Consider the following 26,583-nt stretch of genomic DNA (forward strand, 5'->3'; position numbering starts at 1 on the left):
CGGATCACCGGGGGCGGTCCAGCGGGCGCATGAGGATCTCCGCGAGCCGGTCCCGGGTGACCCGCTCGGCGCCCTGTGCCCGCTGGGTGAGGAAGAGGGCGTTGAGGAGCTGATCGGTGGCCAGCACCTGGCCGGGCTCGCGGCGCAGGAAGCGTTCGACGAGTGCGGCGCCCTCCTGGAGCGCCTCCTCGCCCAGGTGCGCCGCGACCATCGCGGCGAGCTGTTCGTCCCCGGGCGGCTCCAGGTCGAGTTGCACGCAGCGGCGCAACAGGGCCGCGGGGAAGTCCCGTTCGCCGTTGGAGGTGAGCACGATGAACGGGAAGACGGTGCACCGCACCCGGCCGCCGGTGATCCGGACGCGGTCGCCGTCGGCGGTGAGCACCTCGGCGTGCGGCTCGCGTTCGGCGATCCGCTCCAGCTCCGGGATGGTGAACTCGCCCTCCTCCAGCACGTTCAGCAGATCGCTGGGCAGGTCGATGTCGCTCTTGTCCAGCTCGTCGACGAGCAGCACCCGGGGACGCGGCGGTGCTCCGGGCTCCCCGCCCGCGGGCAGCAGCGCGGTGCCGAGCGGGCCGAGCCGCAGATAGGAGCCGATCGGCGGCCGCGCCTCCGGCCCGGCGCCGGGATCCCCGCCGGCCACGGCCCGGTCCAGCTGGACGTCCTGGAGGCGGCCGATGGCGTCGTAGTGGTAGAGCCCGTCCTTGAGGGTGGTGCGGCTGACGACGGGCCAGCGCAGCACCCGGCCCAGCCCCAGCTCGTGCGCGACGGCGTGCGCCAGCGTGGACTTGCCGGTGCCGGGGTTGCCGGTCACCAGCAGCGGACGGCGCAGATACAGCGCGGCGTTGACCGCCTCGACCTCCTCGGGCCGCGGGTGCAGGCTCTCCACGAGTCTGCGGTGCGCGCCGAGTCTGCGTGCGGACTCGCCGTCGGCGCCTGCGGCGTCCTCGGGGGCACCGGGCTCGTGCGGAGCACCGAAGTCGCGCCAGGGCGGCGGCTCGGGCAGCCGGCGGATGCCCTCGTGCGGTACGCCCGCCCCCCGGTAGATGCGCCAGTCGCTCACGGTGTGCTCCTCATGGCAGTCGCGGTCCGGGCATGAGCGGTGGTTCACGCAGCGCGGCCTCGGGCACCTCGTCGGGCGGGTGGTGGAACAGCACGATGTGCCGTGCCCAGGCCGCGGACGGGTGTTCGGGGCCGCCGTCGTCCGCGTCGGCGTTCGCGGTGCGCAGGGTGCGGATGTGCGCCGGAAGGTGCTCGGCCGAGTGCGCCTCGGCCAGCAGCGCGCCCGCGCACTCCAGGAAGCGGGCGCAGTCCCCGTGCCGGACGGGAGGCTCGCCCCGCGCCCCGGCGGAACGGCCGGATCCGCCCGCCTCGCCCTCCGGTTCGGTGTGCCGCCACAGGGCGACGACATGGCCGGCCGCGAGCGCCGCCGCCAGCGCCCGCGCCCCGGCTCCGGCCCCCGCGCCGGAGCAGTGCACGGGAACGGCGCCCGGCGGTGCGGCGCGCAGCCTGCCGTACGCCGCGTGCCCGCCCTCGGCGCCGGCGCCCGTGTGCCCCTCCCGGGGCACCTCGCTGCGCAGCGGCACCGCCTCCAGCGGCCCCTCGGCGACGCCCTTCGCCCGGGCCCGCCACTCCGGGGTGACGCCGTGGTCCCGGCGCTCCCGGCTGCGGACGACGACGAGCCTGCGCTGCCCGAGCGGCAGCGTGTGCGGGTTGTACGGGTCGGCCGGGTCGTGCGGCCGCGCCCGCCAGCGGTCGACGGGTTCGTCGAAGAGCGTGTGCGGCAGGACGAAGGCGACGGAGGCCAGATGGTCGTCGACGTCGCACTGGTCCAGCGCGCGGGAGAGCGCGCCGCGCAGCTCCTCCTCCAGGCAGGCGCGCGGGGCGTCCTGTTCGCTGGTCGCCACGAGGGTGCCGCCCGGCGCACCGGCCGGGGCGCCCTCGCCGTCCGGGCCGGCGGGCCGTTCGACGACGGCGACGCGCCAGGCGTGGCTCCCGGTGCCGTAGAGATCGGGGTCGATCTCGACGAGGACGTCGGCGCGGCGGGCGGGGGCACCGGCCGGATCCGCGCCGCCGCTGGCGAGGATGTCGCGGATCCGCCGCCGGGTGCGGCCGGAGTGCAGCACCGGTTCCGTCGCCTCCACCCAGGTGCGCAGCGCCTCGGCAGCCGGTGCGGGCGCGTCCGCCGCCGGCGCCGCGGCCGTGTGCACCAGCGCGGCGTAGACCACGACGGCCTCCAGCTCGCGCCCGGGCACGTGTTCGCCCGGCTGCACCCGGCCGTCCCGCGGCTCGTACAGCAGCCCGGCGCCCTCCCGCCAGCTGCGCGGATCGTGCTCGCGCACCCCGAGCGGGTCCTCCATGACGGCGTCCCGCGCCTCGTTGACCAGCCGCAGCACCTGGCCGGCGGCGGCGGGCGGCGCCAACCCGGCCAGCAGTCCGTACAGTTCGGCGCGGCGGCCGGGCGTGAACCCGTAGCCCGAGCCGCCCGCCGCCGGCTCGGCGCGGGCCTGGCGGCGCGGCCAGCTGTCCCCGGGGCCGAGGTACCGCGTGCGGTGGTGCCGGTCGTGCGCCGCGAGCACCTCGTGCAGCACCCGGGCGCCGCGGGGGCCGGCGTCGCACAGCGCGCGCAGCGCCGTGCCGGGGACGGCCATGCCCGAGCCGTCGCTGCGGCGTCTGTTCTTGATCGTGCCCACCACGGCGCCGCGGGCGAGATCCACCACGGGCCCGCCCGAGCACCCCTCGGTGTACCGGCCGGCGCTGAGGATCAGCGGGCCCTTGCTGCCGCCGGCGGCGTGGCAGACGTCCGCGTAGAACAGCGGTTCGCCGGGCACCGGTCCCGGCATCCAGCCGTACAGGCCGACGTCGGCGGGGGTGAGCGCCGAACGGTCGCTGAGCCAGAGGCAGTCGGTGTCGTCCCCGGCGGCGTCCGGCACCCGCAGCAGCGCGAGATCGGGGAACGGCCACGGGGACGGCGGCGTGCGCGGGTCCTGCGGCGCGGGCAGCCCGAACGCCAGCTCGCCGGTGAGGACTTCGCCGTCCTCCCTCGTGATGCCGATGGCCCGCTCCCCCTTCCACACTGCCGCTGCGCCCGGGCCGACGACATGGGCACAGGTGAGCACCCAGCCCGGCGCGACGAAGTACCCGCTCCCCCACAGCGCGGCCTCGCGGCCGTGCCGGCCCGTGGCGCCGATGGCTCCGTCATACCCGTCGCCGGGTGCCCCGATGCGCACGACCGACGCCCGGACGGCGGCCTCGGAGCCCGTGGGGGCGTTCACCGGGCACTCATCGGGCACGGGGCGCGCGTCCCGGCACGCCGTGTCGTTCCGCCCCGCGCACACCGGGCCGCCCGTCCACACCGGACCACCCGCCGTTCACGGCTGCCGTCCCCGTCACGCCGACCCCCCTCGTCCGCCTCGCTCCGGCACGGCTCCGGCCGTCCCCGCTGTCCCCGTTGTCCCCGCGTGCCGCTCTCCCCAAGCGGACCGGCCGCGCACCGGTGTCCGGAAAGCGGCGGGGGCGGATGGTCGTCGAGGCTAGTGCCCGGGCCCGCCGGGCGGGAGGGGGCGTCGGGGCGCCGGAGGCGTCACGCCGCCCGCGGGGCCCGACGTGCCCGCGAGGGTGCGCGGTGCGCGGCCCGGCGGACGTGCACCGTGTCACCCGCCCGGTGCGCCGCGCCGGCGCAGCCGGGGTGCGGGCAGCGGCCAGGAGTCGTCGGCGGGCGCGTCCGGCGGGTCGTAGAGGACGGCGAGGTCGCGCACCCAGCGGGTGGCCGGCCCGTCCTCGCGCTGCTGTGCCCGGCGCAGCGCGTGCACCAGGTCGAGCAGTCCCTCGGCGTCCCCGGCGCGGCGTACGCACTCGAAGGCGCGCTGCTGGAACTCCTCGCAGCCCTCGTGCTCGCCCTCGTCGCGGCGCCACAGGAGCAGCCCGTACCCGGCGCGCAGGGCAGCGGCCACGGCCTGGGCCGCCTGCGGGTCGGACCGGTGCGAGACGGGCCCGCAGTGCACCGGAACGGTGTTGTCCGGGCAGGAGTTGAGCCGGTGGTGGATGTCGCCCGCGTCCTCGCCCAGCAGCAGCGGCACGGGCTCCAGGCCGGACGCCTGCTCCCGGTGTATGCCCTCCCAGCGGTCCCGACGCCGGGGGTGCCGGCGGCGGCCCCGGGCCATGACGGTGATGTGCCGCGTGGCGCCCAGCGGCGGCCCGGTGCCGACCCGCCAGGCGTCCACCGGCAGATCGAACAGCTCGGGCGGCAGCGCGAAGCGGACACCGGCGACGCCCTGCCCGACGTCGCCGAGGTCCAGCGCGAAGGACAGCGGGCCGGACAGCTCGCCGGGCAGGCCCTCCGCGGTGTCCGGGCCGTGCCCCGTCTCGATCAGGGTGCTGCGCTCCCCGTGCTCCAGCTCGACGCTCCAGTCGTAGCGCACCCCGGAGGGGCCGGCGACCGGGTCGAGGTGCACCGCGACCCCGCCGTACTGGGCGGCCGGCGGCGGGTCCTCCAGGGTGCGCAGCACCTCCTCGCGCACCGGGCCCTCGGGCAGGCTCGCCGCGACGGACTCCGCCCAGGCGTGCAGCGCCTCCCACGGCCGGCGCGGCCCGCCCGGGCCGTACGCCGCCCACACCCGCACCGCGTACCGCAGCACGTCCGCCACGCCCGGCTCGGCGGTGGCCGCGCGCACCATCGCGACGCCGTCCCGCCAGCCCAGCGGCCCGGGCACGGCGTAGCCGTAGGGGCCGACGACACCGCTGACCAGCTCCAGCACCGTGGAGGCCGAGGCGGGCGGCTCCAGCCGGGCGAGGATCCCGTACAGATAGGCGCGCCGGACCGGGCCGAATCCGGTGTCCTCCGGTGCGTTCCGCTGGGCCTGCCGGGGCCAGCTGTGCCCGCCGGAGGACAGCCGCCTCCAGTGGTGCAGATCGTGCGCGCGCACCAGCGCACGCCAGGGCAGCCGCCCGCCGTCCGGCGCACCGGCCCACACCGGGCGCCGCCGTCGCCTCGCCGCGCCGGGCACGGGGACGTGCACACCGACGACCTCGCCGGTGGCGGCGTCCCGCACCGGCGCGCCCGGGCGCGGCTCGGTGTGCTCGCGCGGCCGGGGACCGTCCGGGCCGCCGGCGACGGTGGTGAACTCCGGCCCCCGGGACGGGGATCCGGGCGCCCAGCCCTGTACGAGGACGGCGGCGTCCTCGTCGGCCTGCTGGTCGGCGAGCCACAGGCAGTCGGGGGCCGCGGCCTCCGGCACCTGGACGAAGGCGAGGGGGCGCTGCCATGCCGGGGCCGTCCTGTCGGTGGTCCGCACGGCCGTGAAGCGCTGCCCGGTGGCGGTCTCGACGGTGACGCGGTCCTCCGCCGCCCCGGCCGCCGGCACGGTGACGACCCAGCCGGGCGCGAGGAAGAAGCCGTTCACCCAGGGCCCGCCGCCCTCCGGGACGACCCGGACGACGGCCCGCCGCACCTCCTGCGCCTCGCGGCCCCGCGCACCCGGGCCCGCAACGCCGCTGCGGCCCGCGCTCTCCGCACCGTCGGCGCCGTCGGCGCTGTCGGCGCTGTCGGCTGCTGTGTCGGTGCGGCCCGCGCTGTCCGCACGGTCGGCGGGATCGACGCGCTCGACGCCGGGGAGGGTGCCGGGGGCCGGGCGTTCCGCCGGCTCCACCGGCTCCGGCTCGCCGCCGAAGCGGCGTACGACGGCGGCCGGTACCTCGGCGAAGGCCGGCGGCAGGTCCGCCGGATCGGCCGGTGCCCCCGCGTCCGGCGGCTCGGTGCCGGTGAGCCGGGCGAGGGCGTACGCGGGGAAGTTGCGGCTGCGGCGGCCGAAGTGGCGCTCCACATAGGCGGACACGTGCTTGAGGACGAGGACGGCCTCGCCCTTCGGCAGGGACCGCAGCAGCGTACGGCGCACCCCGGGCGCGAAGGCGTAGGCGTCCTCGGCGGCCCCCGGCTCCCCCTCGGCCCGGTGCAGCAGCCCGCTGAGCACCACTTCGGCCAGCACCTCGGGCCCCGTCGAGGGCAGCATCGTGCGCTGCACCAGCTGCATGACGGGCAGGGTCAGCGGCGCGGCCGACAGGCAGACGGCCAGCCGGACGGCCTCCCGGGACGCCGTCGTCCGGAAGGCGCGCAGCAGTTCGGCCGCGCGCCGGTCCCCGGTGGGGCGCGCGGGCCGGGGCCCGGCCGAGGGGTGGTCGGGCCGCACCCAGCCCACGGCACCGGGCTGGGACAGCCCCGTGCTGCCCGACAGCAGCCGGGCCCAGGCGCCCAGCGCGTCCCGGTTGAGCGCGAGGACCGGCACCGGCAGCGCCCGCGCGCCGGGCGCTGCCCGTGCGGTGGGTCCTCCGGTGAACGCCAGGCGTGCGCCCCGGCCTTCGCGGCGGCGCAGCACACCGGGTTCGGCGGGCAGATGGGTGCGCCGCCACAGCCGCTGGGGCAGCGGCTGGACGAGGGCGACGGGCGCGCCCGAGGCCCAGTGGTGCAGCAGCCGCTGCATCCGTCCCGCGCGCCACAGCGGCCCCGCGCAGTCGCTCAGCACGAGCGTGAGCTGCTGCCCGGTGGGATCGCGCAGCCGCTCGGCGGGGCAGGGCATCCGCCGGCCCGCGTGGTCGGGGCTCGCCAGGACGGTGCCGTCCCGCCCCTCCCGAAGGTGGTACGTGCGCACCTCCCGGAAGGCACCGGTGACGGCGCACACCTGGGCCAGCTCCGCCAGCGCCCCCCGCCACAGGACGGTGGAGCTGGAGACGTCCATCACCAGCCGGATCCGGGTGCCGGCCGTCGTCGCGCCGCGCAGCACCGGCACCACCAGGCCCGTCTCGGCGGCGCGTTCGGCGGTGGCCTGCTCGTCCAGCTGCCCGTCCCGGGTGCCGACCGGCGGCTGGTAGCCCTGGAGCGGGCGCAGGGCGCGCTGGAGTTCCGGGACGCCGGGCAGCACGGTGGCGGCCGGGGCGCGCACCGGCACGGCACGCAGCCGGGGGCCGTCCCCGGTCTCCGGGGTCCGGCCGCGCTGCGGGGGCACGGGGCGGCCGGAGCGCAGACCGGCGGTCGCCGGCTCGGGTTCCGCCGTCCCGCGCCGGCCGCCCGGCTCCGTCTCCGGCTCGTCCGCCGGGGGCTTCGGACGGTCCCCGGGCGGCGGGGGCACCGGCCCGTCCGCCGCGGTGTCGTCGCCGGGCGGAGCGGGCGTCCCGCCGCCCGCGGGCGGGACGTGCCGGGCCAGCCACAGCAGCTCCGCCAGCTCCCGCGCCGAGGGCCCGCCGTCGGCGCCCTCCTCCCGGCGCCCCGGCAACGCGGCCAGCCGGGCGGCCAGTTCGGCCACGGGACCGGGCCCGGCGGGGCCGGTCCCGGGAGCCGACCCGCCGTCCGCAGGGCCGGGGGGCCGGTCCGACGGGCCGGGGGAGCCGGGAAGGCGGGGCGCTCCGCTGCCCCCGCCCTCGCTCGCTTCGGTGGGCATGGTCAGCGGTTCCCGTGCTCGCCCGAGGAGTCGAGGGGCCGCATCAGGAGTTCGGCCAGCCGCTCCCGGTCGGGACCGCCGCCGGGCGTGGCCCGCTGCGTCAGATAGACGGCGTTGAGCAGCTGGTCGGCGGCGCGCAGCGCACCGGGACTGCTGGTGAGGAACTCCCGGATCAGCGCCTCCCGTTCCTCGTTGCCGGAGTACCCGGAGTACCCGGAGCCCCCGCCGTCCCCGCCGTCCCCGGCGTTCCCGAAGTGCGCGTGCACCATGGCCGCGAGGCGCTCGGCACCGGCCTGGTCGTTGGCGGGCGAGGCCAGGTCCAGACGCAGACAGCGGCGCAACAGCGGTGCGGGGAAGTCCCGTTCGCCGTTGCTGGTGAGGACGACGACGGGGAACGCACGGCAGCGGACCCGGCCCCCGCGCACCCGCGCCCGGGTGCCGTCGTCGGTGAGGACGTCGGTCTCCGGCTCCCGGTCGGCGATCCGCTCCAGCTCGGGAAGGGTGAACTCGCCCTCCTCCAGCACGTTCAGCAGATCGTTCGGCAGATCGATGTCGCTCTTGTCCAGCTCGTCGACCAGCAGCACCCGGGGCCGCTCGTAGGGCAGCAGCGCCGTCCCCAGCGGGCCGAGCCGCAGATAGCGGCCGATCGACTCGTCGGACCGGGCCGCCGGCCGCTGTCCGGGCACCTGCCCGTGGTCGCGCGCCGCGAGCTGGGCGTCCTGGAGCCGGGCGATGGCGTCGTAGGCGTACAGCCCGTCGCGCAGCGTCGTCCGGCTCACGACGGGCCACCGCAGCACCCGGCCCAGCCCCAGCTCGTGCGCGAGGGCGTGCGCCAGCGTGGACTTGCCCGCGCCCGGGTCGCCGGTCACCAGCAGCGGACGGCGCAGATACAGCGCCGCGTTGATCAGCTCCAGCTCCTCGGTACGCCACACGGGCCGCGCGCCGGGCGGCCGGGCGGCGCCCAGCCGGCGCGTGGACTCCGAGCCGAGCGGCGGCACCTCGGTGAGCGGCGGGCCGCCGTCGAACTCCCGCCAGGGCGGCGGTTCCGGCAGGCGGTCGATGCCGTCGTGGGGGTCGGCGGTGCCCCGGAAGACGAACCAGTCGGGGACGACGCTCACGTGCTGCTCCTCACTTCGCTGCCGGTGGCCGTGCGCGGTCCGCCCGGTGCCGGGCCGGCGCGCGTCACGGCGAGTCCAAGGTGTCGGCGGGGCCCGGGCCGGGGACGGGCCTGCGGGGGTCGTCGTAGAGCAGCACCAGGTGCTCGGCCCAGTCCGCCGTGCGGTCGCCCAGGCTGATGCGCTCGCGCAGCACCCGCAACTGCTCCGGCAGGGCGCCCGCGTGCCGCGCCTCCCGGACCAACTCGGCAGCGCGCGCGAGGAGTTCCCGGCACCCGTCGGCCGCGCAGGCCTCCGGGTGGCGCCGCGGCGCGCTCCACAGGGCGAGCCCGTAGCCCGCGCGCACCACCTCGCGCAGCGCCGCGTCGCCGCCCGGGCCCGCCCGGCACAGCACCGGCACGGCGTGCGCCGGCGCGCCCGCCAGCCGCTCCGCGTGCCCCCGCCACCGACCGTGCTCGTGCCCCTGCCCGGCACCGCTGCCACCGCCGAAGGGCTCCCCGTACGGGTCCTCGCCGCCCTCCCCGCGGGTCTCGTCCCCGAACACGGCCCCGTCCGGGCCGACATCCGGTTCGACGTACGGGCCGACGTGCGGGCCGACGTCGTGGGAACCGCCACCGTACGGGTCGTCAGCGAACGCGGCGCCGCCGAACGCCTCGTCTCCGTACGGGTGTTCGCCGTACGGGGTGGTGCCCGGCTCGGCGGACGCCTGGGGTGCGGGCGGCAGCGCGAGCGCCTCCAGGGCGCCCCGGAGGGTGGCGTGCCAGCGCTTGCCCCACGTGTGCTCGCCGGGCCGGGGCGCCCCGTCCGGCGGGCCGCCGGCCCGGGAGAGATCGCGGACGACGACCTGCCGGTGCACGCCGAACAGCCGGTCCTGCGGATCGGGCCGCAGCCCGCTGCCCACCAGCGCGGGCCGCCACAGATGCACGTCGATGTCGAAGTGCTCGAGCGGCACGGCCAGTTCGAGACGGGCGTGCCGCGTCGCGGTGTCCGTGCGCGCGAACGCCTCGCGCAGCGGCCGGGCCAGCTGGAGCGGCAGCTCCTGCCGGGTGGCGCCCTGCCCGGTCTCCAGCCGCTCGCCGGCGCGCAGGCTGTCGGGCGTGCCCGTCCAGGTCCACACCCTCCAGTAGAACCGGACCGCCTCGTGGCCCTCCCCGGCGCCATGGCCGCCGTACCCCCCGTAGAGGGCCGGTTCCAGCTCGACGGCGACGACGGGCCCGCCGTCCCGCACATCCGCCTCCCGCACGGCGACGGGCACGGGCGCGGCGTACGGGCCGACCGGGGCGCCGGGAAGGACCGGGCGAGCGGGCCCGTGCTGCGCGGGAAGAGCCTCCGGGTACGCCGGGTCAGGGAACCGGTCGCCCCGCCCGGGCTGCCCCGGATGAGCCGGATGCGCGGGGTAACCGGTGCGCGCGGCCTCGTGCGGATACGCGGCGGGGCCGGGCCCGGACGCGGACCGCCCACCGGAACGCCACTCCCCGGCTGTGTGTTCGACGGTTTCAGCGGTTTCAGCGAGGTCAGCGGTTGCAGCGGTTTCAGCGGTTTCAACGGGTCCAGCGTGCTCGACGTACTCGACGTGCACGGCATGGTCCGCGTGCTCGGCGTACCCTGGCCGCTCCGGGTGCCGGGCGTACCCGGAGGGCCCGGCGTACTCGGCGTACTCGGCGTGCTCGGCGTACTCAGCCCGTTCGGCATGTCCGGCGTGTTCGGCGTCCCGGACGAGGTCCAGCACCCGGTTCAGCAGAGCACGCTGCGCCGGCGGCAGGGCGTCGGCCCGCTCACCGGCCCAGTCCAGCAGCGCGTCCGCGCTCCCCGGGCTGGAGGCGTGGCAGGTGGCGGCGACCGAGAGCAGATAGTGCAGAAAGGCCACCTCGTCGCCGTCGGCCGTCTCGTACAGCCAGCCGTGCCCGTCCCGCCAGTCGCGGGGCGCGGACGCCGGGTCCCACAGCGGCTCCTCGCCCAGCACCTCGGCGACATGGTCCTCGACATCGGCGGCCGCCTCGGGGCAGGGCAGTTCGGCGAGCAGCGCGAGCGCCGTCAGCCGGTCGCGCGGCCCCCAGCCGCCCGGCGTTCCCCGGCCGCCCGTCAGCAGGGCCTCCTGCGCGGCGGCCCACGCGCCCCGCGACCCCGCGCCCGGACCGCCGCGACCGCTCCTGCCGCCCGCGTCGCGGGCCCGGGCACGCGCCCTGCCGCGTGCCGCGCCGGAGCCCCGGCCGCGCCGCCCGGGCGCCCGGCCGCGCGGATCGTGCCAGCGGTCGTGTGCACGGATCAGCGCCTGGTACGGGTCGGGCCCCAGCAGTTGGTGGTCGCCCACCGGGACGGCGTGGCTGAGGCCGCGCAGCGCGGTCGTCCCGATCGCGAGGCCGCCGTCCCGGTTGCGCCGGCGGGCCTTGACGATGCCCACGACGGCGCCCCGGTCCGGATCGAGGACCGGCCCGCCCGAGGCGCCGTGCGGGATCTCGGTGTCCGGCCCGAGCAGGGTGCCGTGCGCCCCGTCGGCCCCGCTGACCGCGCACCGTCCGCTCCAGCGGCGCGGCGGACGGCCGGGGGCGGCGAGCCAGCCGTACGCGCAGACGCGCACCGGGCGGTCGCCACGGTCGGTCAGCCAGACGCAGGCGGGCTCCCGGCTGTCCGGAAACGGCGTCACGAGCCGCACCAGCGCGAGGTCCTGCTCGGGGCCCCCGTTCTCGTCGTCGACGATCCAGTAGCCGGCCCGCGCCGCCGCCGTGCCGTACTCGCCGTGCACGAGAAAGGTGCGGGTGCCGTCGGCGCCGAGCCGGTCCGCGGGATCACCGGAGGGGCCGTGCAGGACGTGCGCGCAGGTCAGCACCCAGCCCGGTGCCACACAGAAGCCGCTGCCCCACAGCCCGCCGCCGGCTCCGGCCCCGCTCCCGGCGCCTGCCGCGCTCCCCGCGGTGCCGACTCCCGCCGGACTCCCGGTTCCTGCCGGGCCCGCCGGACCGGACGTTCCCTGCGCCCCGTGCGGCCCGAGCCACACCGTGGCCCGGCCGACCAGCGTCTCCAGCCCGCTCATCCGGCCCGCGAGCCGGTCGCGTCCGGGCCGTCGCCCGCACCCGCCGGCCGGGGCTCCGGCACTCCGCTCGCCGGGTCACCGGCCGGCTCCCGCCCGTCCCGGGCGTCCCGGGCGTCCCGGTGCCAGGTCAGGGTGACGGACACCGCCGCCTTGGCCTCCCCGTCGGCCAGGACGGCGGAGAGCACCCGGCCCGGCTTGACGGCGAGTTCGACCCCGAACGTCGCGCTGACCTCGTCCGGCCGGGCCTCGCGCGCGGCCCCCAGCACCGCCGAACCGACGCCGCTGATCACCTCGTTGAGCTGCCGCGCCCGCGCCATGAGCTGGTCGGCCGCTCCGACGTCGTCGTACTGGAACTCCTCGGCGCCGGGCGGCACCTCCGCCTCGTCGAGCACGTGCACTCTCGCGAGCACGGTCTCCCCGCCCGGCAGCACGATTTCCCGGATCTCCCGCTCCACGCCTGACCTCGAATCCCCTCGGCCCGTCCGCCGTCGGCCGGCACAGATGCGAATTCCCGTGCCGCCCGCCCCAATTGAACCCCCGACGCGGGCCGGACGCGACCGTCCACCCGGCCGGGGTGCGGCAGCGGGCACCCGGCGGGATCAGTTCCCGGGTCCGCCGGGGCCCCGCAGGAGCGTGCCGATGTGCGCGGTGGCGGCGGACAACCGGCGGCGGATCTCCCCCAGTTGCGCCGCGTCGACGCCGTGGTCGCGTGCGGCGTCCCGGACCTCGTCCCGGAACCGGTCCAGAAGCCGTTCCAGATCCCGGACCGCGTCCCCGCCGGACCGCTCCGGCCCGCCGTCCCCCGTACGGGCCCCCTCGGCACCGGGCCAGTCCGCAACGCCCCCTTCCACACCCGACGCCGCCTGCTCGCCCCGCTCGGCTCCCCCGGCGTGCTCGGTGTGCTCGGTGTGCTCGGTGTGCTCGGTGTGCTCACCCCGCTCGGCCCCCTCGGCGAACTCGCCCCGCTCGGCGTGGACATCGGACCGGGAAGGGGTCTCGGACCGGGACGAGGCATCGGAGCGGGGAGGGGTGTCGGACCGGGACGAGGCGTCGGAGCGGGAAGCGGCGTCGGAGCGGGCGGGCTCGTCCGGCTCCGCGCGCGTAGAGGGCGGCCAGGCCGTGGCCTGTCCGGCGGCACGGCCCAGATTCCCCATCTCCCGGGCGAGTTCGGACATCCCCTCCCGCACGGCGCCGGGCCAGTCCCCGCTGCGCGTGTGCGTCTGCACCTGCTCCTGGACCTGCCGCACGATGCGCTGCATCTCGGCCACGGCCTCGGTGTGCGCCTCGCGCTCCTTCTTCGCCAGCCGCCTGGCCTGCTGTGCCTCCTGCCGCGCCTTGCGGGCCTGTTCCTTCCACTCGTCCTTCGCCCGGCGCAGCTCCTCCTTCGCCTCGCGCCAGGCGTCCCTGCCGGCTTCCCCGGCGCCGTCGCCTCCGGCCCCCTGCTCGCCGGCCCCGTTCCAGGCCCCCCAGGCACGGGCCCAGGGCGACTCGCCGGCGCGTCCGCCGCGTGCCCTGCGGGCCTGTTCGCGCGTCTCGCGGCGCAGATCGCCGGCCGAGCCGCTGACGTCCTCGCGGATGTCCTCGGCGAGCGCGGCCAGCGAGTCGCGGATCTCGACCTCCAGCTCGGCCAGTTCGGCCTGACGGCCGTCGAGTTCGGCGCGCCCCGCCTCGGTGATCGAGTAGACCTTGCGGCCCTTCTCGGTGGTGTGGCTGACCAGCCCTTCGGCCTCCAGCTTCGCCAGCCGGGGGTAGACGGTGCCGGCGGACGGCGCGTACAGCCCCTGGAAGCGCTCTTCCAGGAGCCGGATCACCTCGTAGCCGTGCCGGGGGGCCTCTGCCAGCAGCATCAGCAGGTACAGGCGCAGACGGCCGTGTGCGAAGACGGGGGGCATGTCACAGGTCCTTCGCTGGGGTGGGCGTTGCGGGCGCGGCCGCGGGGTGCTCCGGGCGGTCCAGCAGCGCGACCCCGCCGGAGACGGTGGCGGCGTGGAGGGTGCCGCGTCCGGCGCCGAGGACACCGGTGACGCGCTGGTCGCCCCAACCGCCGCCGAGGTGCAGGGCGTCGAAGGAGCTGGAGAGCGGGCCGCCGGCGGTCCTGGCGTCGACCACGGTGTCCGCGTCGGCGGGCAGCCGGATCGCGAGTTCGCCGGAGACGCTGGAGAGCCGGATCTCGCGCGGCTCGCGCACCCCGGACCGCAGGTCGAGGATCATCGAGCCGCTCACGGAGTCCGCGCGGATCCGGGTGGAGCCCCCGTCGACGCAGGTGAGGTCGCCGGAGACGGTCTGGTGGCGGAGGGGACCGGTGAGCCGCTGGGCCTCGACGCCGCCGGACACCGTCTCGACGGAGACCGGCCCGGCGAGGTCGACGAGGGTGGTGTCCCCGGAGACGCCGCGCAGCCGGGTGCGCCCGCTGACGCCGGAGACGACGGTGGTGGCCCCGACCACGCCCACCGCCAGCCCGGCCCGCGCGGGCACCGAGACCGAGACCTGCGCAGCGCGCCGCCGGACCGCGCCGTCCGGCCGGTCGAGGAAGCTCTTCCAGGACAGATCCCGGTAGGCGACGACGAGCTTTCCCCCTTCGCGGCGCACCCGCAGGGGCGGGCCGTGTACCTCACCGATCTCGACCCGCGTCGTGGGCTCGTCCGTCCCGACGACGTTGACGGTCCCGTTGACGATCCGGATGTCCAGCTCGGTCACGGCGTCGGTGAAGTCGATCCGCCGCGGCTCGGAGATCCGCCACGAGCTTGCGTCGGTTCCTGGCACGGTGACCTCCCGGCTCGGCCCCTGTGTCGCGAGGGGAACGCGATAGGTTCCGCCGGCACCGAGGGCCGCACGGGGACACCGCGCTCCGGCACCGAGGCGTTCGACCTGCGGCGCGACGGCGCGGGCTGTGCGAACGGACGGCGCCGCGACACAGGTGGCGACATATCGCTTCTCCTGACAGACGATATGTCGCGTCTCACCGGAGACGCAACCCCGGCGACCCACCGGAGACACAGGCCCGACGATCCACCGGAGACGCAGGCCCGGCGGCCCACCCGGGACGCAGGCCCAGCGGCCCGAGCCGGGGCCGGACCCCCGCACCGGCACGGAGCAACTCCCCCGCACCGGCGGCCACTTGCCTGCCGTCATCTACCCGTCGTCATCCACGCCGCCGCACACTCACCCGCACCCGCTACCGCTCCAGCCGCCGCCGCTCACTCGTCCTCGTCGTCCTCGTCGTCGAGGCGGGCCAGCCAGGTGGCGAGCCGCTCCACCGGAACCTCGAAGTCCGGGTTCAGGTCGACGAAGGTGCGCAGCTGCTCGGCGAGCCACGCCAGGCTGACCTCCTCCTCGCCCCGCCGCTTCTCCAGCTCCTCGATGCCACGGTCGGTGAAGTACACGGTTCTGCTCCTGGAATGCGGGCTGCGCGGCCGGACCGCCGCCGTCGGATCACTGCCGCTCCAGGGTATGCGCGCCTCCCGACCGCCCCACCGGCTCCCCGCCTCTCCCCACCCCTCTCCGCCTCCCGGCGACCGCGACCGCGACCGCGACCGCGACCGCGACCGCTTAAAGCTACGTGTTTGCATTAAGCGTCCACTGGCCCTACGGTAGCCACTAAAGCAAAGGAATTGCTTTTGCCCGGGCGGTGGGCAGCCCTGCCGATCCACCGGGCCGCCGCACCACCGGCCATCGGCCACCGGCCACCGGACCGAGGAGAGAAACCATGTCCGTACTCGCCCCGCACGAAGCGGCCCGGTGGGCCGCCCGCTCCGGGATCGACCTGCCGCCCGAGCGCCTCGCGGAGGTCGCCGCCACCGCCGAGCACATCCACACCGTCGTCTCCGTCCTGCGGGAGCTCGACCTGGCCGACACCCCGCCGGCCGCCGGCTACGAGGTGCGGAAGGAGCAGACCGGTGCGACCCGCTGACCTGACCCTCACCGCCGCCGCCGCGCACATCCGCGACCGGCGGCTGTCCCCCGTCGAGCTGGTCGACTCCGTACTGGAGCGGATCGAGGAGACCGGACCGCGGCTGAACGCGTACGTCACGGTGACCGCCGAGCGCGCCCGCCGGGCCGCCCGCGAGGCCGAGCGCGCCGTGGCCGCCGGTACGCCGCACGGCCCGCTGCACGGCATCCCGGTGGGTCTGAAGGACCTGATCGACGTCGCCGGGCTGCCGACCACGGCGAGCTCCCGGGTGCGCGACGGCCACGTCGCCGAGGAGGACAGCGCCGTCGCCGCGCGCCTGGCCGCGGCCGGTTCCGCGCTCGTCGGCAAGACCCACACCCACGAGTTCGCCTACGGCCTGATCACCCCGCAGACCCGCAACGCCGTGGATCCGGAACGCGTCGCCGGCGGCTCCAGCGGCGGTTCCGCCGTCGCCGTCGCCGCGGGCGCCGCGACCTTCGCGCTCGGCACCGACACCGGCGGCTCGGTGCGGGTGCCCGCCGCGCTGAACGGGGTCGTCGGCCTCAAGCCCACCTACGGCCTGATCCCCCGGGACGGTGTGACCTCGCTGTCCTGGTCGCTCGACCACATCGGCACGCTCACCCGGACCGTCGAGGACGCCGGGCCCGTGCTGGCCGCACTCGCCGACCCCGCCCCGGCCGCAGCCGCCACCCCGGCGGATCCGGCGGTCCCCGGCGCTGACCCCGACCTGACCGGGCTGCGCGTGGGGATACCGCGCAACCACTTCTTCGACCGGGTGGAGCCGGGGATCGAGGCCGCCGTGCGCGCGGCCGTGGACGAGCTGGTGGCGCTCGGGGCCCGCCCCGTCGAGGTGGAGGTCCCGATGGCGCGCTGGATCCAGGCCGTGCAGTGGGGGCTGATGGTCCCGGAGGCGACCGCCTACCACGAGCACACGCTGCGGACGGCGCCCGAGCGCTACGAGCCGGACGTCCGTGTCCTGTTGGAGGCCGGCACGCTGCTGCCGGCGGGCGACCATCTGCGCGCCCAGCGCGCCCGCACCCTCATGCGGCACGGCTGGGAGCGGCTGTTCGCGGACGTCGACGTGATCGCCGCGCCCACGGTCCCGCTGACCGCGGTGCCCGTCGGCCAGGAGACCGTCACCTGGCCGGACGGGACCGTCGAGGCCGTCTCGGACGCCTATGTCCGTCTGGCGGCCCCCGCCAACATCACGGGGGTGCCCGCGCTCTCCGTCCCGGTCGGCCGGTCGGACGCGGGGCTGCCCGTCGGGATGCAACTGCTCGGCCGTCCGTTCGCCGAGCCGCTGCTCCTGCGGGTCGGGCGCGCCTACGAGCAGGCCGTGACGGCTCCCGGGCGGGAGACCCGGCCGACGGCAGAAGCAAAGACTGTGCTTTAAGGTGGCGGCATGAGTCGCAGGCCGATGGTGCGCCCCGGCGGGCGCAGCGCCCGGGTCCAGGAGTCGGTGCACACCGCCGTCCGCGAACTGCTCGCGGAGCAGGGGCGCGAGGGGCTCACGGTGCCCCAGGTGGCCCACCGCGCCGGGGTCACCCCGTCGACGATCTACCGGCGCTGGGGAGACCTGGAGCAGCTGCTGTCCGACGTGGCCGTCGAACGCCTGCGCCCCGAGACCCCGCCGGAGGACCGGGGCTCCCTCGCCGCCGATCTGGAGTCCTGGGCCGAGCAGTTCCTGGACGAGATGTCCTCCACGGCCGGCCGCGCCTACATCAGGGACGCACTGCTCGGCGACCCGGACGGCAGCAACGCGGGCCAGTGCTCGGCCTACGCGGCGGAGCAGCTCGACGTCGTGCTGGCCCGTGCGAGCGTCCGGGGCGAACCCACCCCGGGCGTCGAACGGGCCGTCGACGAGATCGTCGCGCCGCTGATGTACCGGATCCTCTTCCGCCCGGACGGCCTCGACGCGGCCTACGCCCGCCGGCTGGCGCACCGCGCACTCGCCGCCGCCGAGGAGCCCCCGGCGTAAGGCCGCCGCGCGGGACGGCACGGCGGCCGACGATCAGCGCCTTTCGTCGGGCCGGGGCCTCTCGTCCGCCGAGGACCTTTCGCGCGTCCGGGGCCGTTCGCCGGTCCAGGACCCTCCGTTCGTCCAGGACCCTCCGTTCGTCCGGGGCCCTTCGTTCGTCCAGGGCCCTTCGTTCGTCCGGGGCCGTTCATACGTTCCGGCCGGGCGGTCCGGGCGTTCCCGGCCTCCGCCGCGGCTGTCGCGACGGTGTGCCAGGGAGTCACCGGCCGCACCGAGCGCGACGCCGAGAACCGCCAGCAGCACACAGGCGTACACCTCGTAGCCGTCCAGGAACGGGAGCCGGTGGACCACCGTCCACAGCGCGAACCGGCTGGTGAGCCGGTGCGCCAGCCCGCCCAGCCCCTGCGCGACGAGCAGCAGCGCCGTCAGACGGAGGGCACCGGTGACGGCCGTGGGGTTCCTCATGCCGTCAGCTTCGGGCGCGCGCCCCGGCCGGGGCATCGGGCGCGGGGCGCGGGAGCCGCGACCGAAGTCGCCGCTCCCGCCACCGGTTGTCCTACGGAAGTCGCCGTTCGCCGGGGAGGACGCCCGGACCGGCCCGTCCGCCGGTCCCGCGCCGTACATTCGCGGCATGGACCGCACGCGCAGACACCGGCGCAGGCACCCGCAGGCCGCGACGGACACGCCCCCCGAAGCGGACCGGCCCACGGGCCCCGCCGGAACGGCCGGAACCGCAGGGACCTCCGGACCCGCCGGGGAAACCGGAACCGCCGGAGCCGCAGGGACATCCGGCCCCGCCGGAGAGACCGGAACTGCCGACTCCGCCGGTGGGACGGAAGCCACCGGGGCCGCCCGGGCCACCCTCCGGGCCGCCGGGAACAGGCTGCGCCGGTGGTCCGAAGGTGCCCGGCTGCGGCGGGTGTTCGGGCTGTCCGAGGACCCGGCGGCCCGCCGGGAACCGCCCGGGCCCCGCACCCCGCGGGAGTGGGCGGCCGACCTCGCCGCGTTCGCGTTCGCCGCCCTGTTCGCGCTGCTCACCGCGGACGAGGTGGTGATCGACCCCGGCACCTCCGGCACCGCGCTGTTCTGGGACCAGACGGCGGGCGGGCTGGCGTGTGCGACGGTCTTCCTGCGCCGCCGGTGGCCGGTGCCGCTGGCGCTCGCGCTGCTGGTGGCGGGCAAGTTCTCGCACTTCGTGACGGGCGCCTGTCTGGTGGCGCTGTTCACCGTGGCGGCGCACCGGCCGCCCCGGGTCACGGCGTGGGTGTCGGCCGCCGCCCTGGCGCCGGTGCCGTTCTTCCTCGCGGCGGGCCCCGCTGCCGACGATCCGCGCACGGCCTCCTCGCTCACCTATTTCGCGCTCGTCGTGGGCGCGCTGGGCTGGGGGTCGTACGTCCGCTCGCGCCGGCAACTGATCGTCTCGCTGCGGGAGAAGGCCGGGCGGGCGGCGGCCGACGCCCGGCGCGAGGCCCGGGAGGACATCGCCCGCGAGATGCACGACGTGCTGGCGCACCGGCTGTCGCTGCTGAGCGTCCACGCGGGCGCCCTGGAGTTCAACCCGGGCGGCGATCCGGCGGCGGTGGAGCGGGCGGCCGGGGTGATCCGGCAGAGCGCGCACCAGGCGCTCCAGGACCTGCGGGAGATCATCGGTGTGCTGCGGGCCCCGGAGACGCAGGCACATCCGCAGCCCGTGCTCGCGGACGTCGACCGGCTGCTGGCGGAGGTGCGCGAGGCGGGAACGCCGCTGGAGGCCGAGGTCGAGCTGGCCGGCGGGGCCGGGGCGGTCCCGGCGGTCGCGGGCCGTACCGCCTACCGGATCGTCCAGGAGGGGCTGACCAACGCCCGCAAGCACGGCGCGGGGCCGGACGCCCCCGTCTCGGTGCGGGTGCGCGGGGCACCGGGCGACGGGCTGACGGTCCAGGTCCGCAACCCGCTGCGGCGGGAGCCGGGGCCCGGGATCCCCGGCGCGGGGCAGGGCCTGATCGGGCTCGCCGAGCGCACGGAGCTGGCCGGCGGCCGGCTCGAACACGGCCCGGAGGAGGGGCGGTTCCGGCTGTACGCCTGGCTGCCGTGGCCCGGCCCGGAGTGATCCGCCCGGGTTCAGCGGGCCGCTGCGGCACCGGTTCCGGGACCACCGAGGCGGCGGCGCAGCAGCACGGTGTCCACCCAGCGCCCGTGCTTGTACCCGACGGCGTCGAGCCGTCCGGCCCGGGTGAAGCCGCACTTCTCGTGCAGGGCCAGCGAGGCGGCGGTGCCCGCGGGGTCGGCGGGGCCGCCGGGCTCGGGCGGCAGGTCGGAGACGACCGCGATCAGCTGCCGCAGTCCGGCCTGTTCGCTCCGTAGGACGAGTTCCTCCAGCAGGGCCCGCCCCAGTCCGCGTCCGGTGCGGTCCGGAGCGAGGTAGAGGGTGTCCTCGGCGGCGTACCGGTAGGCGGGCTTGGGCCGCCAGGGCGCGGCGTACCCGTACCCGGCGATCTCTCCGGCGCGCTCCGCGACGAGGAACGGCAGCCCGTCGCCGGTCAGCCGGGCCAGCCGCTGCTCCCAGTCCGCCACGGTGAGCGGCTGTTCGTCGAAGGTGATGACGGTCCGCTCGACGTAGTGGGCGTAGATCTCCGCGACGGCCTTCAGATCGGCCGGGACGGCGGGACGCAGCAGGGCATCGGCCGGTTCTCGGTGCATACGCGCAGGCTACGGGCCGTGTGTTACTCCCGGGTTTCCCGCGTCCGGGCCGCCCGGGCCTCCCCGCCCGGCCGACACCGCCGTGATGGGCCGCCCACCGCCTTCGTCCCCGGCCCCACCCGCACCGTCGACGCGGCACGACGATGACGACCTGGACCCGCGCCTGACCGGTGGCCGGGGGGCGAGGGCGTCACCGGCCCCCGTCCCCCGCACCCCGTCGGGCCACCACCACCGCAGCGGCGGCACACAGCACCGCCGCGACCACGGCGAACCCCTGCACGGCGGGCAGCAGCCCGGCCGCGGTCGCCAGGAGCCCCACCCCGATCACCGGCACCCCGACGCCGAGGTAGACGACCACGTAGAACGCGGAGAGCACCTCGGCACGGGACGCGCCGTCGACCGCCCGGCCGACCGCCGTCATCGCCCCCAGGAACACCAGCCCTTGGCCCGCGCCCGCGCCGACGACGGCGGCGAGCAGCACAGCGGGCGAGGACGTCCGGCCGGCGAGCGCGAGCAGGACGAGCCCGGCGGCCAGGAGCGGCAGCCCGGCGCGCCACAGCCGCGGCGCGGCCCGCCCGTACCCGGCGAGCTGCGCGAGCGCGGAGCAGGCCGGGAGCAGCGCGACGGCACCTCCGGCCAGCAGCAGGTTGCCGCTGCCCGTCAGGGTGGTGACGTACGAGGGCATCAGCGCGAGGAAGAGCCCGGTGACGGCGAAGGCCAGAAAGGCCGTCGCCCCGCTCGCCGCGAACACCGGCCGCACGGCGGGCGCCAGAAGCGGACCGGACCGGCGGCGCGCACCGCGCGGACCGCGGCCCGCGGCGGGCAGCGCCGCCACGGCACACCCGGCGGGCACCAGCAGCACCAGCTCCAGTACGAACGGCAGGACGTAGGGCGCCGGCGCGTACTCGGCCAGCAGCCCGCCGAGCACCGGACCCAGCCCCAGCCCGCCGACGGAGACGACGGTGGAGGTCAGCGCCGCCTTCCGCGTGTCGCCCGCGGGCTGGAGTTCGGTGAGCGCCGCCGTCAGCGGCCCCGAGGCCGCCCCGAGCGCGAGCCCCTGGAGCGCCCTGGCCGCGAACAGCCAGGACGGCCCCGAGGCCACCGCGAACCCCAGCGCTCCGAGCGCCGCCGCCCCCACCGCCGCCAGCAGCAGGGCCCTGCGCCCCAGGGCCGCGGTCAGCCGTCCGGCGCCCAGCAGCGCCGGCACCAGCGCGGCCACGTACACGGCGAAGACCAGCGTGACGGTCAGCGGCGAGAGGCCGAACCGGTCCGCGTAGCCCGGATACAGCGGGGTCGCCAGATTGGTGCCGGTCAGCAGCGTCAGCAGCGCGTAGGCGGCTCCCCGGTAGCGCAACCGGCCGCGCCGCTCCGGTACTTGGCCGCCCGCCGACGGGTCCGGGGCGGGCCGGAACGCGGGCGGAGCCCGGTGCACCGACGAGGCGGCCGGGCGCCCCCGAGGCATGTCGCACGGCGTACGGCGCGGCGCACGGCGGGGCGTGTCGCCCGTCAGGTCACGGGGCTTGTCGAGAGGCATCCGGCCCTCCGGCGGGTCACGGCTCCGGCCGGACGGCTGCGTCCGGCACACGGAAACCTGGATGTTCGGAGTGGCCGAACATAGCAGATGTTCGAAGGTGCCGAACATGCTGCGCTACCCTGGAGCCATGGCAAGCCGGACCTCGACCGCCCTCACCCACCCCGACCGCGCCGCGCTCACCTTCACCACCGTCATGGCGGCGCTCGCCGACCCTGTGCGGCTGGCGGTCGTCGCCCGGCTCGCCGACGCCGGACCCGACGGCGAACTCGCCTGCTCCACCTTCGCGTTGCCCGTCAGCAAGTCCACCCAGAGCGGACACTTCAAGGTGCTCAGGGAGGCCGGCGTCATCCGCCAGCGCGACGAGGGCACCCGCCGCCTCAACCAGCTGCGCCGCGCCGATCTGGACGCCCGCTTCCCCGGCCTGCTCGACCTCGCCGTACCCCAGGGCCGCGCGGTGATCGCCTCCTGGTGAACCACCGCCCGACGACGGCCCACGACGGCATGACGGCATGACGGCATGACGGCATGACGGCATGACGGCATGACGGCATGACGGCATGACGGCATGACGGCATGACGGCCGCGACGACGGTGAAGGGCCCCGCAGGCCAACGCAAGCCAACGCAGGGCAACGCAGGGCCACGACGAACCGCAGCGAGAATGGACCCATGGTGAGCTCGACCCCCTCCCCCTCCGGCAGCCGCACCTCCGCGCGCACCCCGCGCACCGCGGACCCCGCGCCCGGCACGGCACGGCCCCGCACCGGCACCCGGCCCCGGAAGACGGCCGGCCCCGAGCGGCGCGCCGAACTGCTGGCGACCGCGGCCGAGACGTTCGCGGAACAGGGCTACAACGCCACGACCGTCCGCACGATCGCGGACCGCGCCGGGCTGCTGGCAGGCAGCCTCTACTACCACTTCGACTCCAAGGAGGCGATGGCCGACGAGATCCTCAGCGCCTTCCTGGACGACCTGTGGGCCGGCTACGGACGCATCGAGGAGGCCGCCCTGCCGCCGCGCGAGACCTTCGAGAACCTCGTCGCGGAGTCCTTCACCCAGCTGGAACGGCACCGGCCGGCCGTCGTGCTCTACCAGAAGGAGGCCCGCCACCTCGCCGCGCACGCCCGCTTCGGCTACCTCACCGACGCACAGCAGCGCTTCCGCGCCCTGTGGACCGGAACCCTCGAACGCGGCGTCGCCGACGGCAGTTTCCGCCCCGACCTCGACGTGCCCGTCGCCTACCGGTTCGTCCGGGACACCGTCTGGGTCGCCGCCGTCTGGTTCCGCCCGCAGGGGCGGCTCACCGCCCCGCAGATCGCCCGCCACTACAGCGCGATGGTCCTCGACGGCATCGGCTCCCACCCCTCCCCCGCCGGCCCGGAGCAGGACCCGCGCTGACCCCCGCCGGGACGCTCAGCCCTCCCGCGCCCCGTCGGCGAGCACGGCCCGGGCCTCCATCAGGGCGAAGCCCAGCAGATTGAGCCCGCGCCAGCGTGCGGGGCTCGCGGCCCGCTCGTCGTCGGCCGCCAGCCCGATCCCCCACACCCGGTCCACCGGGCTGGCCTCCACCAGCACCCGGTCCCGGGTACCGAGCAGATACGCCCTCAGCTCCGCGTCCTGGCCGAACTTCGCCGTGCTGCCCCGCACCACGATCCCGAAGCGGTGCGCGGCCCACACCTCCTCGTCGAAGCCGGCCACCCGGCGCCCCAGGTTCTTCGCGGCTCCCGGGTGCGGCGCCGCCAGGACCGCCTCGGCCGTCTCCCGGTCGCCGAACAGCCGTGCCTTCTCGGCCATCATGAAGTGCTCGGCGCTGGCGTAACCGACCCCGTCCACCTCGAAGCGCGCGGGCCACCACTGGCTCAGACACCCCGCGCCCGGCCCTCCGCCCCGCGCCGGCCGGTGCCCCCAGAAGTACAGATATCTCAGCCGCTCCCCGGCGCGCTCCCGCTCGCACAGCTCCACGACGGACCGCACACCACGCCCTGCCGGCTCCCCCGGCTCTCTCGTCCCCATCGTCCCCATCGCCCCCGTCGTCTCTGTCGACTCTGCCGTCTCTGTCGGCTCTGTCGCCTCCATCGCCCCAGCCTCGCACCGCACTTCCGCACCGACCAGCGGTTTCCACGGCCGCCCCCGCGAGCGGGCCCGCCCGCCCGCGGGCACCCGTGGGCGCGCGCAGACCGGGCATCCACCGGCACCGCGCGCAAGCCGGGCGCCGCCGCACAGGCGAACTCCCGCCGTGCACCGGCTCCATCCGGACGGCTCCGGGCCCGGGCCCGGTGCCCCGGCGCGACAACAGGTCATACTTCCCGACAAGAGGGATGTTCCGCCCCGGGGGTCCGGCACCGTCCCCACGGCGCCGGACCCCCGGTACCCTCGCCGCGCGGCGCCCGCCCGGGCACGGTCAGCAGACGGAGTACGCCATGGCCACCAGGAAGAACCTCGTCGTCGACCGCACCGGCCTCGGCCACAAGGTGCGGTACGCGCTGGCCCACCCGCAGCGCGTCCCCGGCCACCTCCGCAGGGCCGGCCGCGACCGCTGGCTCGCCTTCAAACACCGCGACCACGTCAGCTACTACCGCGCCGTCATGGCCTCCGACACCCGCCGCGACCCGCGGGCCGCCGTCGGCAGCCCCACCTACGGGCAGTGGCTGGCCCTCGGCCGGCTCCAGTTCGACTATCTGCGCGAGCACGGGCTCACCCCCGGCTCCCGGGTGCTCGACATCGGCTGCGGCAATCTGCGCGCCGGCTGGCACCTCATCTCCTATCTGGAGCCGGGCCACTACTACGGCATCGACATCTCCCCCGACATCCTCATCGCCGCCAAGCGGACCCTGACCGAGCACGGACTCCAGGCCAAGCTGCCGCACCTGACGCTCACCCAGGACCTCACGCTGGACTTCCTGCCGGAGCACCACTTCGACGTCGTGCACGCACACAGCGTCTTCTCGCACTCACCGCTGACGGTCATCGACGAGTGCCTGGCCCATGTGGGACGCGTGCTCGCCCCGGGCGGCTTCTTCGACTTCACCTTCGACCGCACCACGGCCACCGAACACCAGGTGCTGCGCGAGGACTTCTACTACCGCACCGAGACCCTCGTCTCCCTCGCCGCCCGGCACGGGCTCCACGCCCGCTTCATGGACGACTGGGAGCTGCGCGGCCACGCCCAGTCCAAGATCCGGGTCACCGCCGCCGCCCCGGCCCCCGCACACGACGCCGCCGCACACCGCTGACCGCACGGCGCACCGCCCCCGCTGTGTGCGGCGCGGTCGGCCCTGCTTTGCTCAGACCGTCAGCACGACCTTCCCGAAGAGGTCGCCCGCCGCCATCTTCGCGAAGCCGTCCCGCGCCCCGGCCAGCGGCAGCGTCGAGTCGATCACCGGCCGCACCCCGGACGCGGCGCAGAAGCTCAGCAGCGACGCCAGCTCGTCCTTGCTGCCCATCGTCGAGCCGACGACGCGCAGTTGGAGGAAGAAGATCCGGTTCAGCTCCCCGGAGGGCGGCGTGGTGCCGCTCGTCGCCCCCGAGATGACGACGGTGCCGCCGGGCCGCAGCGACTTCAGCGAGTGCGACCACGTCGCGGCGCCGACCGTCTCCAGCACCGCGTCCACCTTGCGCGGCAGCCGCGCCCCCGGCTCCACGGCCAGCTCGGCGCCCAGCCCCCTCGCCCGCTCCCGCTTGGCCTCGTCCCTGCTGGTGGCGAACATCCGCAGCCCCGCCGCCGCGCCCAGGACCAGCGCGGCCGTGGCCACGCCGCCGCCCGCGCCCTGCACCAGCACCGTGTCACCGGGGCGCACACCCGCGTTGGTGAAGAGCATCCGGTACGCCGTCAGCCATGCCGTCGGCAGGCACGCGGCCTCCTCGAACGACAGCTCCGCCGGCTTCGGCAGCACGTTCCAGCGGGGCACGACGACCCGCTCGGCAAAGGTCCCCTGGTAGCGCTCGGTGAGAATGCTGGGCCGCTCACCCGGCGGCACGCCCTGCCCGCTCTCGCCGATGACGGAGTGCAGCACGACCTCGTTGCCGTCCTCGTCGATCCCGGCCGCGTCACAGCCGAGCACCATCGGCAGCGCCTCCTGGCCGAGGCCGACACCGCGCAGCGACCACAGGTCGTGGTGGTTGAGCGAGGCGGCCTTCACCCGCACCGTCGTCCAGCCCTCGGGGGCGACGGGGTCGGGCCGTTCCCCCACCTCCAGGGCGTCGAGCGGCTTGTCCTGGTCGATCCGCGCGGCGTAGGCAGCAAACATGATCCGACACTAGGCCGCCCGGCCGCCCCCGGAAAGGCCCCGCCCCACCGAGCGACACACCTCACGAAGCGGCCCGCGCTCACCGCACATGCTTGGTGAACTCCTCGGTGGGCAGGGCGAACCCGACCGGTTCGGGCAGCACGACGTCCTCCCCGAACCGCACCGTGTGCGTGTCCCGGTACCGCTCGCCGTCCGGCCCGCTGTACACGGTGACGGTGCCGTGCTCCCGGTCGATCAGCAGATGCACGGGGATGCCGGCGGCGGCGTAGGCGAGCGGCTTCTCCACCCGGTCGCGCATGTCGGTGTCGTCGTCGTAGGAGGTGACTTCCACCGTCATCAACACCCCCTCGGGATCGGCCCACTCCCCCTGCCCGGCGAAGTGCTTCCGCGGCGCCAGCACACCATCGGCCCGTGCGCGGCCCTTGCGGTACCGCTCGACGACGAGTCCGCGCGCGGGGTAGAGCCACAGCCCGCGGCCCAGGGCGGCCGACTGCTGTTGGAGCCGGGCCACGATTTCGGAGTGGTCACCGTCCCGCGCCTTGCCGGGGCCGAGCCGGCCCCCGAGGAATTCCAGCCTGACGGTATCCGGGCAGCAGCGGGCGATCTCCTCGAACTCCCGCGGTTCCATCCGCCCACCTCGCTCGGCCGCCGGTTCCTTGTTCC

The 26,583-nt window shown here is 76.6% G+C and carries 22 protein-coding genes; 7 read left to right on the forward strand and 15 right to left on the reverse strand.

Going from position 1 to position 26,583, the window contains the following annotated elements; translation table 11 throughout:
- Positions 1 to 4 precede the first annotated feature (4 nt).
- The 9 genes from SCA03_RS15165 to SCA03_RS15205 form a co-directional block, all read right to left on the reverse strand.
- Positions 5 to 1,060, reverse strand: a complete 1,056-nt coding sequence (locus SCA03_RS15165) for an AAA family ATPase (protein ID WP_030892010.1) — start codon at positions 1,058 to 1,060, stop codon at positions 5 to 7.
- Between the two features lie 10 nt (positions 1,061 to 1,070).
- Positions 1,071 to 3,272, reverse strand: coding sequence for a VMAP-C domain-containing protein (locus tag SCA03_RS15170; RefSeq protein WP_230988701.1), 2,202 nt, complete (start codon positions 3,270 to 3,272; stop codon positions 1,071 to 1,073).
- A 378-nt stretch (positions 3,273 to 3,650) separates the two neighbouring features.
- The gene (locus SCA03_RS36805) at positions 3,651 to 7,427 is read right to left on the reverse strand and encodes an SAV_2336 N-terminal domain-related protein (RefSeq protein WP_141275445.1); all 3,777 of its coding nucleotides are present in this window, start codon (positions 7,425 to 7,427) and stop codon (positions 3,651 to 3,653) included.
- A gap of 2 nt (positions 7,428 to 7,429) precedes the next feature.
- Positions 7,430 to 8,545, reverse strand: coding sequence for an AAA family ATPase (locus SCA03_RS15180; protein ID WP_230988702.1), 1,116 nt, complete (start codon positions 8,543 to 8,545; stop codon positions 7,430 to 7,432).
- A 64-nt stretch (positions 8,546 to 8,609) separates the two neighbouring features.
- A complete protein-coding gene (locus SCA03_RS36195; RefSeq protein ID WP_086815295.1) occupies positions 8,610 to 11,573 on the reverse strand; it encodes a VMAP-C domain-containing protein in 2,964 nt (987 codons plus the stop codon).
- Positions 11,570 to 12,028 (reverse strand): CU044_2847 family protein, encoded by a 459-nt coding sequence (locus SCA03_RS15190; protein ID WP_230988703.1) that lies wholly within the window; start codon positions 12,026 to 12,028, stop codon positions 11,570 to 11,572. Before SCA03_RS15190 ends, SCA03_RS36195 begins: the two co-directional genes overlap by 4 nt.
- A 144-nt stretch (positions 12,029 to 12,172) precedes the next feature.
- Entirely contained in the window at positions 12,173 to 13,465 is a 1,293-nt protein-coding gene (locus tag SCA03_RS15195) for a PadR family transcriptional regulator (protein ID WP_086815294.1), read from the reverse strand.
- A gap of 1 nt (position 13,466) precedes the next feature.
- Positions 13,467 to 14,336 carry a DUF4097 family beta strand repeat-containing protein gene (locus SCA03_RS15200; RefSeq protein ID WP_086815293.1) on the reverse strand — a complete coding sequence of 290 codons (870 nt, stop codon included), beginning with the start codon at positions 14,334 to 14,336 and terminating at the stop codon, positions 13,467 to 13,469.
- Positions 14,337 to 14,770: 434 nt separating this feature from the next.
- Positions 14,771 to 14,956, reverse strand: a complete 186-nt coding sequence (locus SCA03_RS15205; RefSeq protein WP_030876227.1) for a DUF6104 family protein — start codon at positions 14,954 to 14,956, stop codon at positions 14,771 to 14,773.
- A 323-nt stretch (positions 14,957 to 15,279) separates the two neighbouring features.
- Here SCA03_RS15205 and SCA03_RS15210 point away from each other — a divergent pair, with 323 nt between their 5' ends.
- From SCA03_RS15210 to SCA03_RS15220, 3 genes are read left to right on the forward strand one after another with little or no spacing between them, the layout of a single operon-like run.
- Positions 15,280 to 15,483 (forward strand): hypothetical protein, encoded by a 204-nt coding sequence (locus SCA03_RS15210; protein WP_030876230.1) that lies wholly within the window; start codon positions 15,280 to 15,282, stop codon positions 15,481 to 15,483.
- On the forward strand, positions 15,470 to 16,876 hold the full coding sequence (locus tag SCA03_RS15215; RefSeq protein WP_086815292.1) for an amidase: 1,407 nt from the start codon (positions 15,470 to 15,472) through the stop codon (positions 16,874 to 16,876). The genes SCA03_RS15210 and SCA03_RS15215 overlap by 14 nt, the downstream gene beginning before the upstream one ends.
- A 9-nt stretch (positions 16,877 to 16,885) precedes the next feature.
- Entirely contained in the window at positions 16,886 to 17,461 is a 576-nt protein-coding gene (locus SCA03_RS15220; protein WP_037851236.1) for a TetR/AcrR family transcriptional regulator, read from the forward strand.
- Positions 17,462 to 17,494: 33 nt separating this feature from the next.
- Here the strand turns inward: SCA03_RS15220 and SCA03_RS35535 are convergent, their stop codons facing one another.
- Complete coding sequence (locus tag SCA03_RS35535) at positions 17,495 to 17,926, reverse strand: hypothetical protein (protein WP_174864496.1); 432 nt, start codon at positions 17,924 to 17,926, stop codon at positions 17,495 to 17,497.
- A gap of 454 nt (positions 17,927 to 18,380) precedes the next feature.
- Between SCA03_RS35535 and SCA03_RS15230 the strand changes: the two genes are divergently transcribed.
- Complete coding sequence (locus SCA03_RS15230; protein ID WP_230988705.1) at positions 18,381 to 19,550, forward strand: sensor histidine kinase; 1,170 nt, start codon at positions 18,381 to 18,383, stop codon at positions 19,548 to 19,550.
- An 11-nt stretch (positions 19,551 to 19,561) separates the two neighbouring features.
- Here the strand turns inward: SCA03_RS15230 and SCA03_RS15235 are convergent, their stop codons facing one another.
- Together SCA03_RS15235 and SCA03_RS15240 are read right to left on the reverse strand one after the other, a co-directional pair.
- Entirely contained in the window at positions 19,562 to 20,140 is a 579-nt protein-coding gene (locus SCA03_RS15235; RefSeq protein WP_030876245.1) for a GNAT family N-acetyltransferase, read from the reverse strand.
- Between the two features lie 190 nt (positions 20,141 to 20,330).
- Positions 20,331 to 21,602: an MFS transporter gene (locus SCA03_RS15240; protein ID WP_086815300.1), complete on the reverse strand. Its 1,272-nt coding sequence runs from the start codon at positions 21,600 to 21,602 to the stop codon at positions 20,331 to 20,333.
- A gap of 199 nt (positions 21,603 to 21,801) precedes the next feature.
- Here SCA03_RS15240 and SCA03_RS15245 point away from each other — a divergent pair, with 199 nt between their 5' ends.
- The gene (locus SCA03_RS15245) at positions 21,802 to 22,146 is read left to right on the forward strand and encodes an ArsR/SmtB family transcription factor (RefSeq protein ID WP_037851242.1); all 345 of its coding nucleotides are present in this window, start codon (positions 21,802 to 21,804) and stop codon (positions 22,144 to 22,146) included.
- 196 nt (positions 22,147 to 22,342) lie between these two features.
- The gene (locus SCA03_RS15250; protein WP_078872800.1) at positions 22,343 to 23,071 is read left to right on the forward strand and encodes a TetR/AcrR family transcriptional regulator; all 729 of its coding nucleotides are present in this window, start codon (positions 22,343 to 22,345) and stop codon (positions 23,069 to 23,071) included.
- 15 nt (positions 23,072 to 23,086) lie between these two features.
- Here the strand turns inward: SCA03_RS15250 and ybiA are convergent, their stop codons facing one another.
- Positions 23,087 to 23,695 carry a riboflavin biosynthesis intermediates N-glycosidase gene (gene ybiA / locus SCA03_RS15255; protein WP_169729629.1) on the reverse strand — a complete coding sequence of 203 codons (609 nt, stop codon included), beginning with the start codon at positions 23,693 to 23,695 and terminating at the stop codon, positions 23,087 to 23,089.
- A 398-nt stretch (positions 23,696 to 24,093) separates the two neighbouring features.
- Here ybiA and SCA03_RS15260 point away from each other — a divergent pair, with 398 nt between their 5' ends.
- The gene (locus SCA03_RS15260; RefSeq protein WP_030876264.1) at positions 24,094 to 24,906 is read left to right on the forward strand and encodes a class I SAM-dependent methyltransferase; all 813 of its coding nucleotides are present in this window, start codon (positions 24,094 to 24,096) and stop codon (positions 24,904 to 24,906) included.
- A 51-nt stretch (positions 24,907 to 24,957) separates the two neighbouring features.
- On the opposite strand, the gene SCA03_RS15265 is transcribed toward SCA03_RS15260, so the two are convergent.
- Together SCA03_RS15265 and SCA03_RS15270 are read right to left on the reverse strand one after the other, a co-directional pair.
- On the reverse strand, positions 24,958 to 25,920 hold the full coding sequence (locus SCA03_RS15265) for a zinc-binding dehydrogenase (RefSeq protein WP_030876267.1): 963 nt from the start codon (positions 25,918 to 25,920) through the stop codon (positions 24,958 to 24,960).
- A 79-nt stretch (positions 25,921 to 25,999) separates the two neighbouring features.
- Entirely contained in the window at positions 26,000 to 26,548 is a 549-nt protein-coding gene (locus SCA03_RS15270; RefSeq protein ID WP_086815291.1) for a Uma2 family endonuclease, read from the reverse strand.
- Positions 26,549 to 26,583 lie beyond the last annotated feature (35 nt).

The sequence above is a fragment of the Streptomyces cacaoi genome (assembly GCF_006539165.1).
Classification (GTDB): Bacteria; Actinomycetota; Actinomycetes; order Streptomycetales; family Streptomycetaceae; genus Streptomyces; species Streptomyces cacaoi.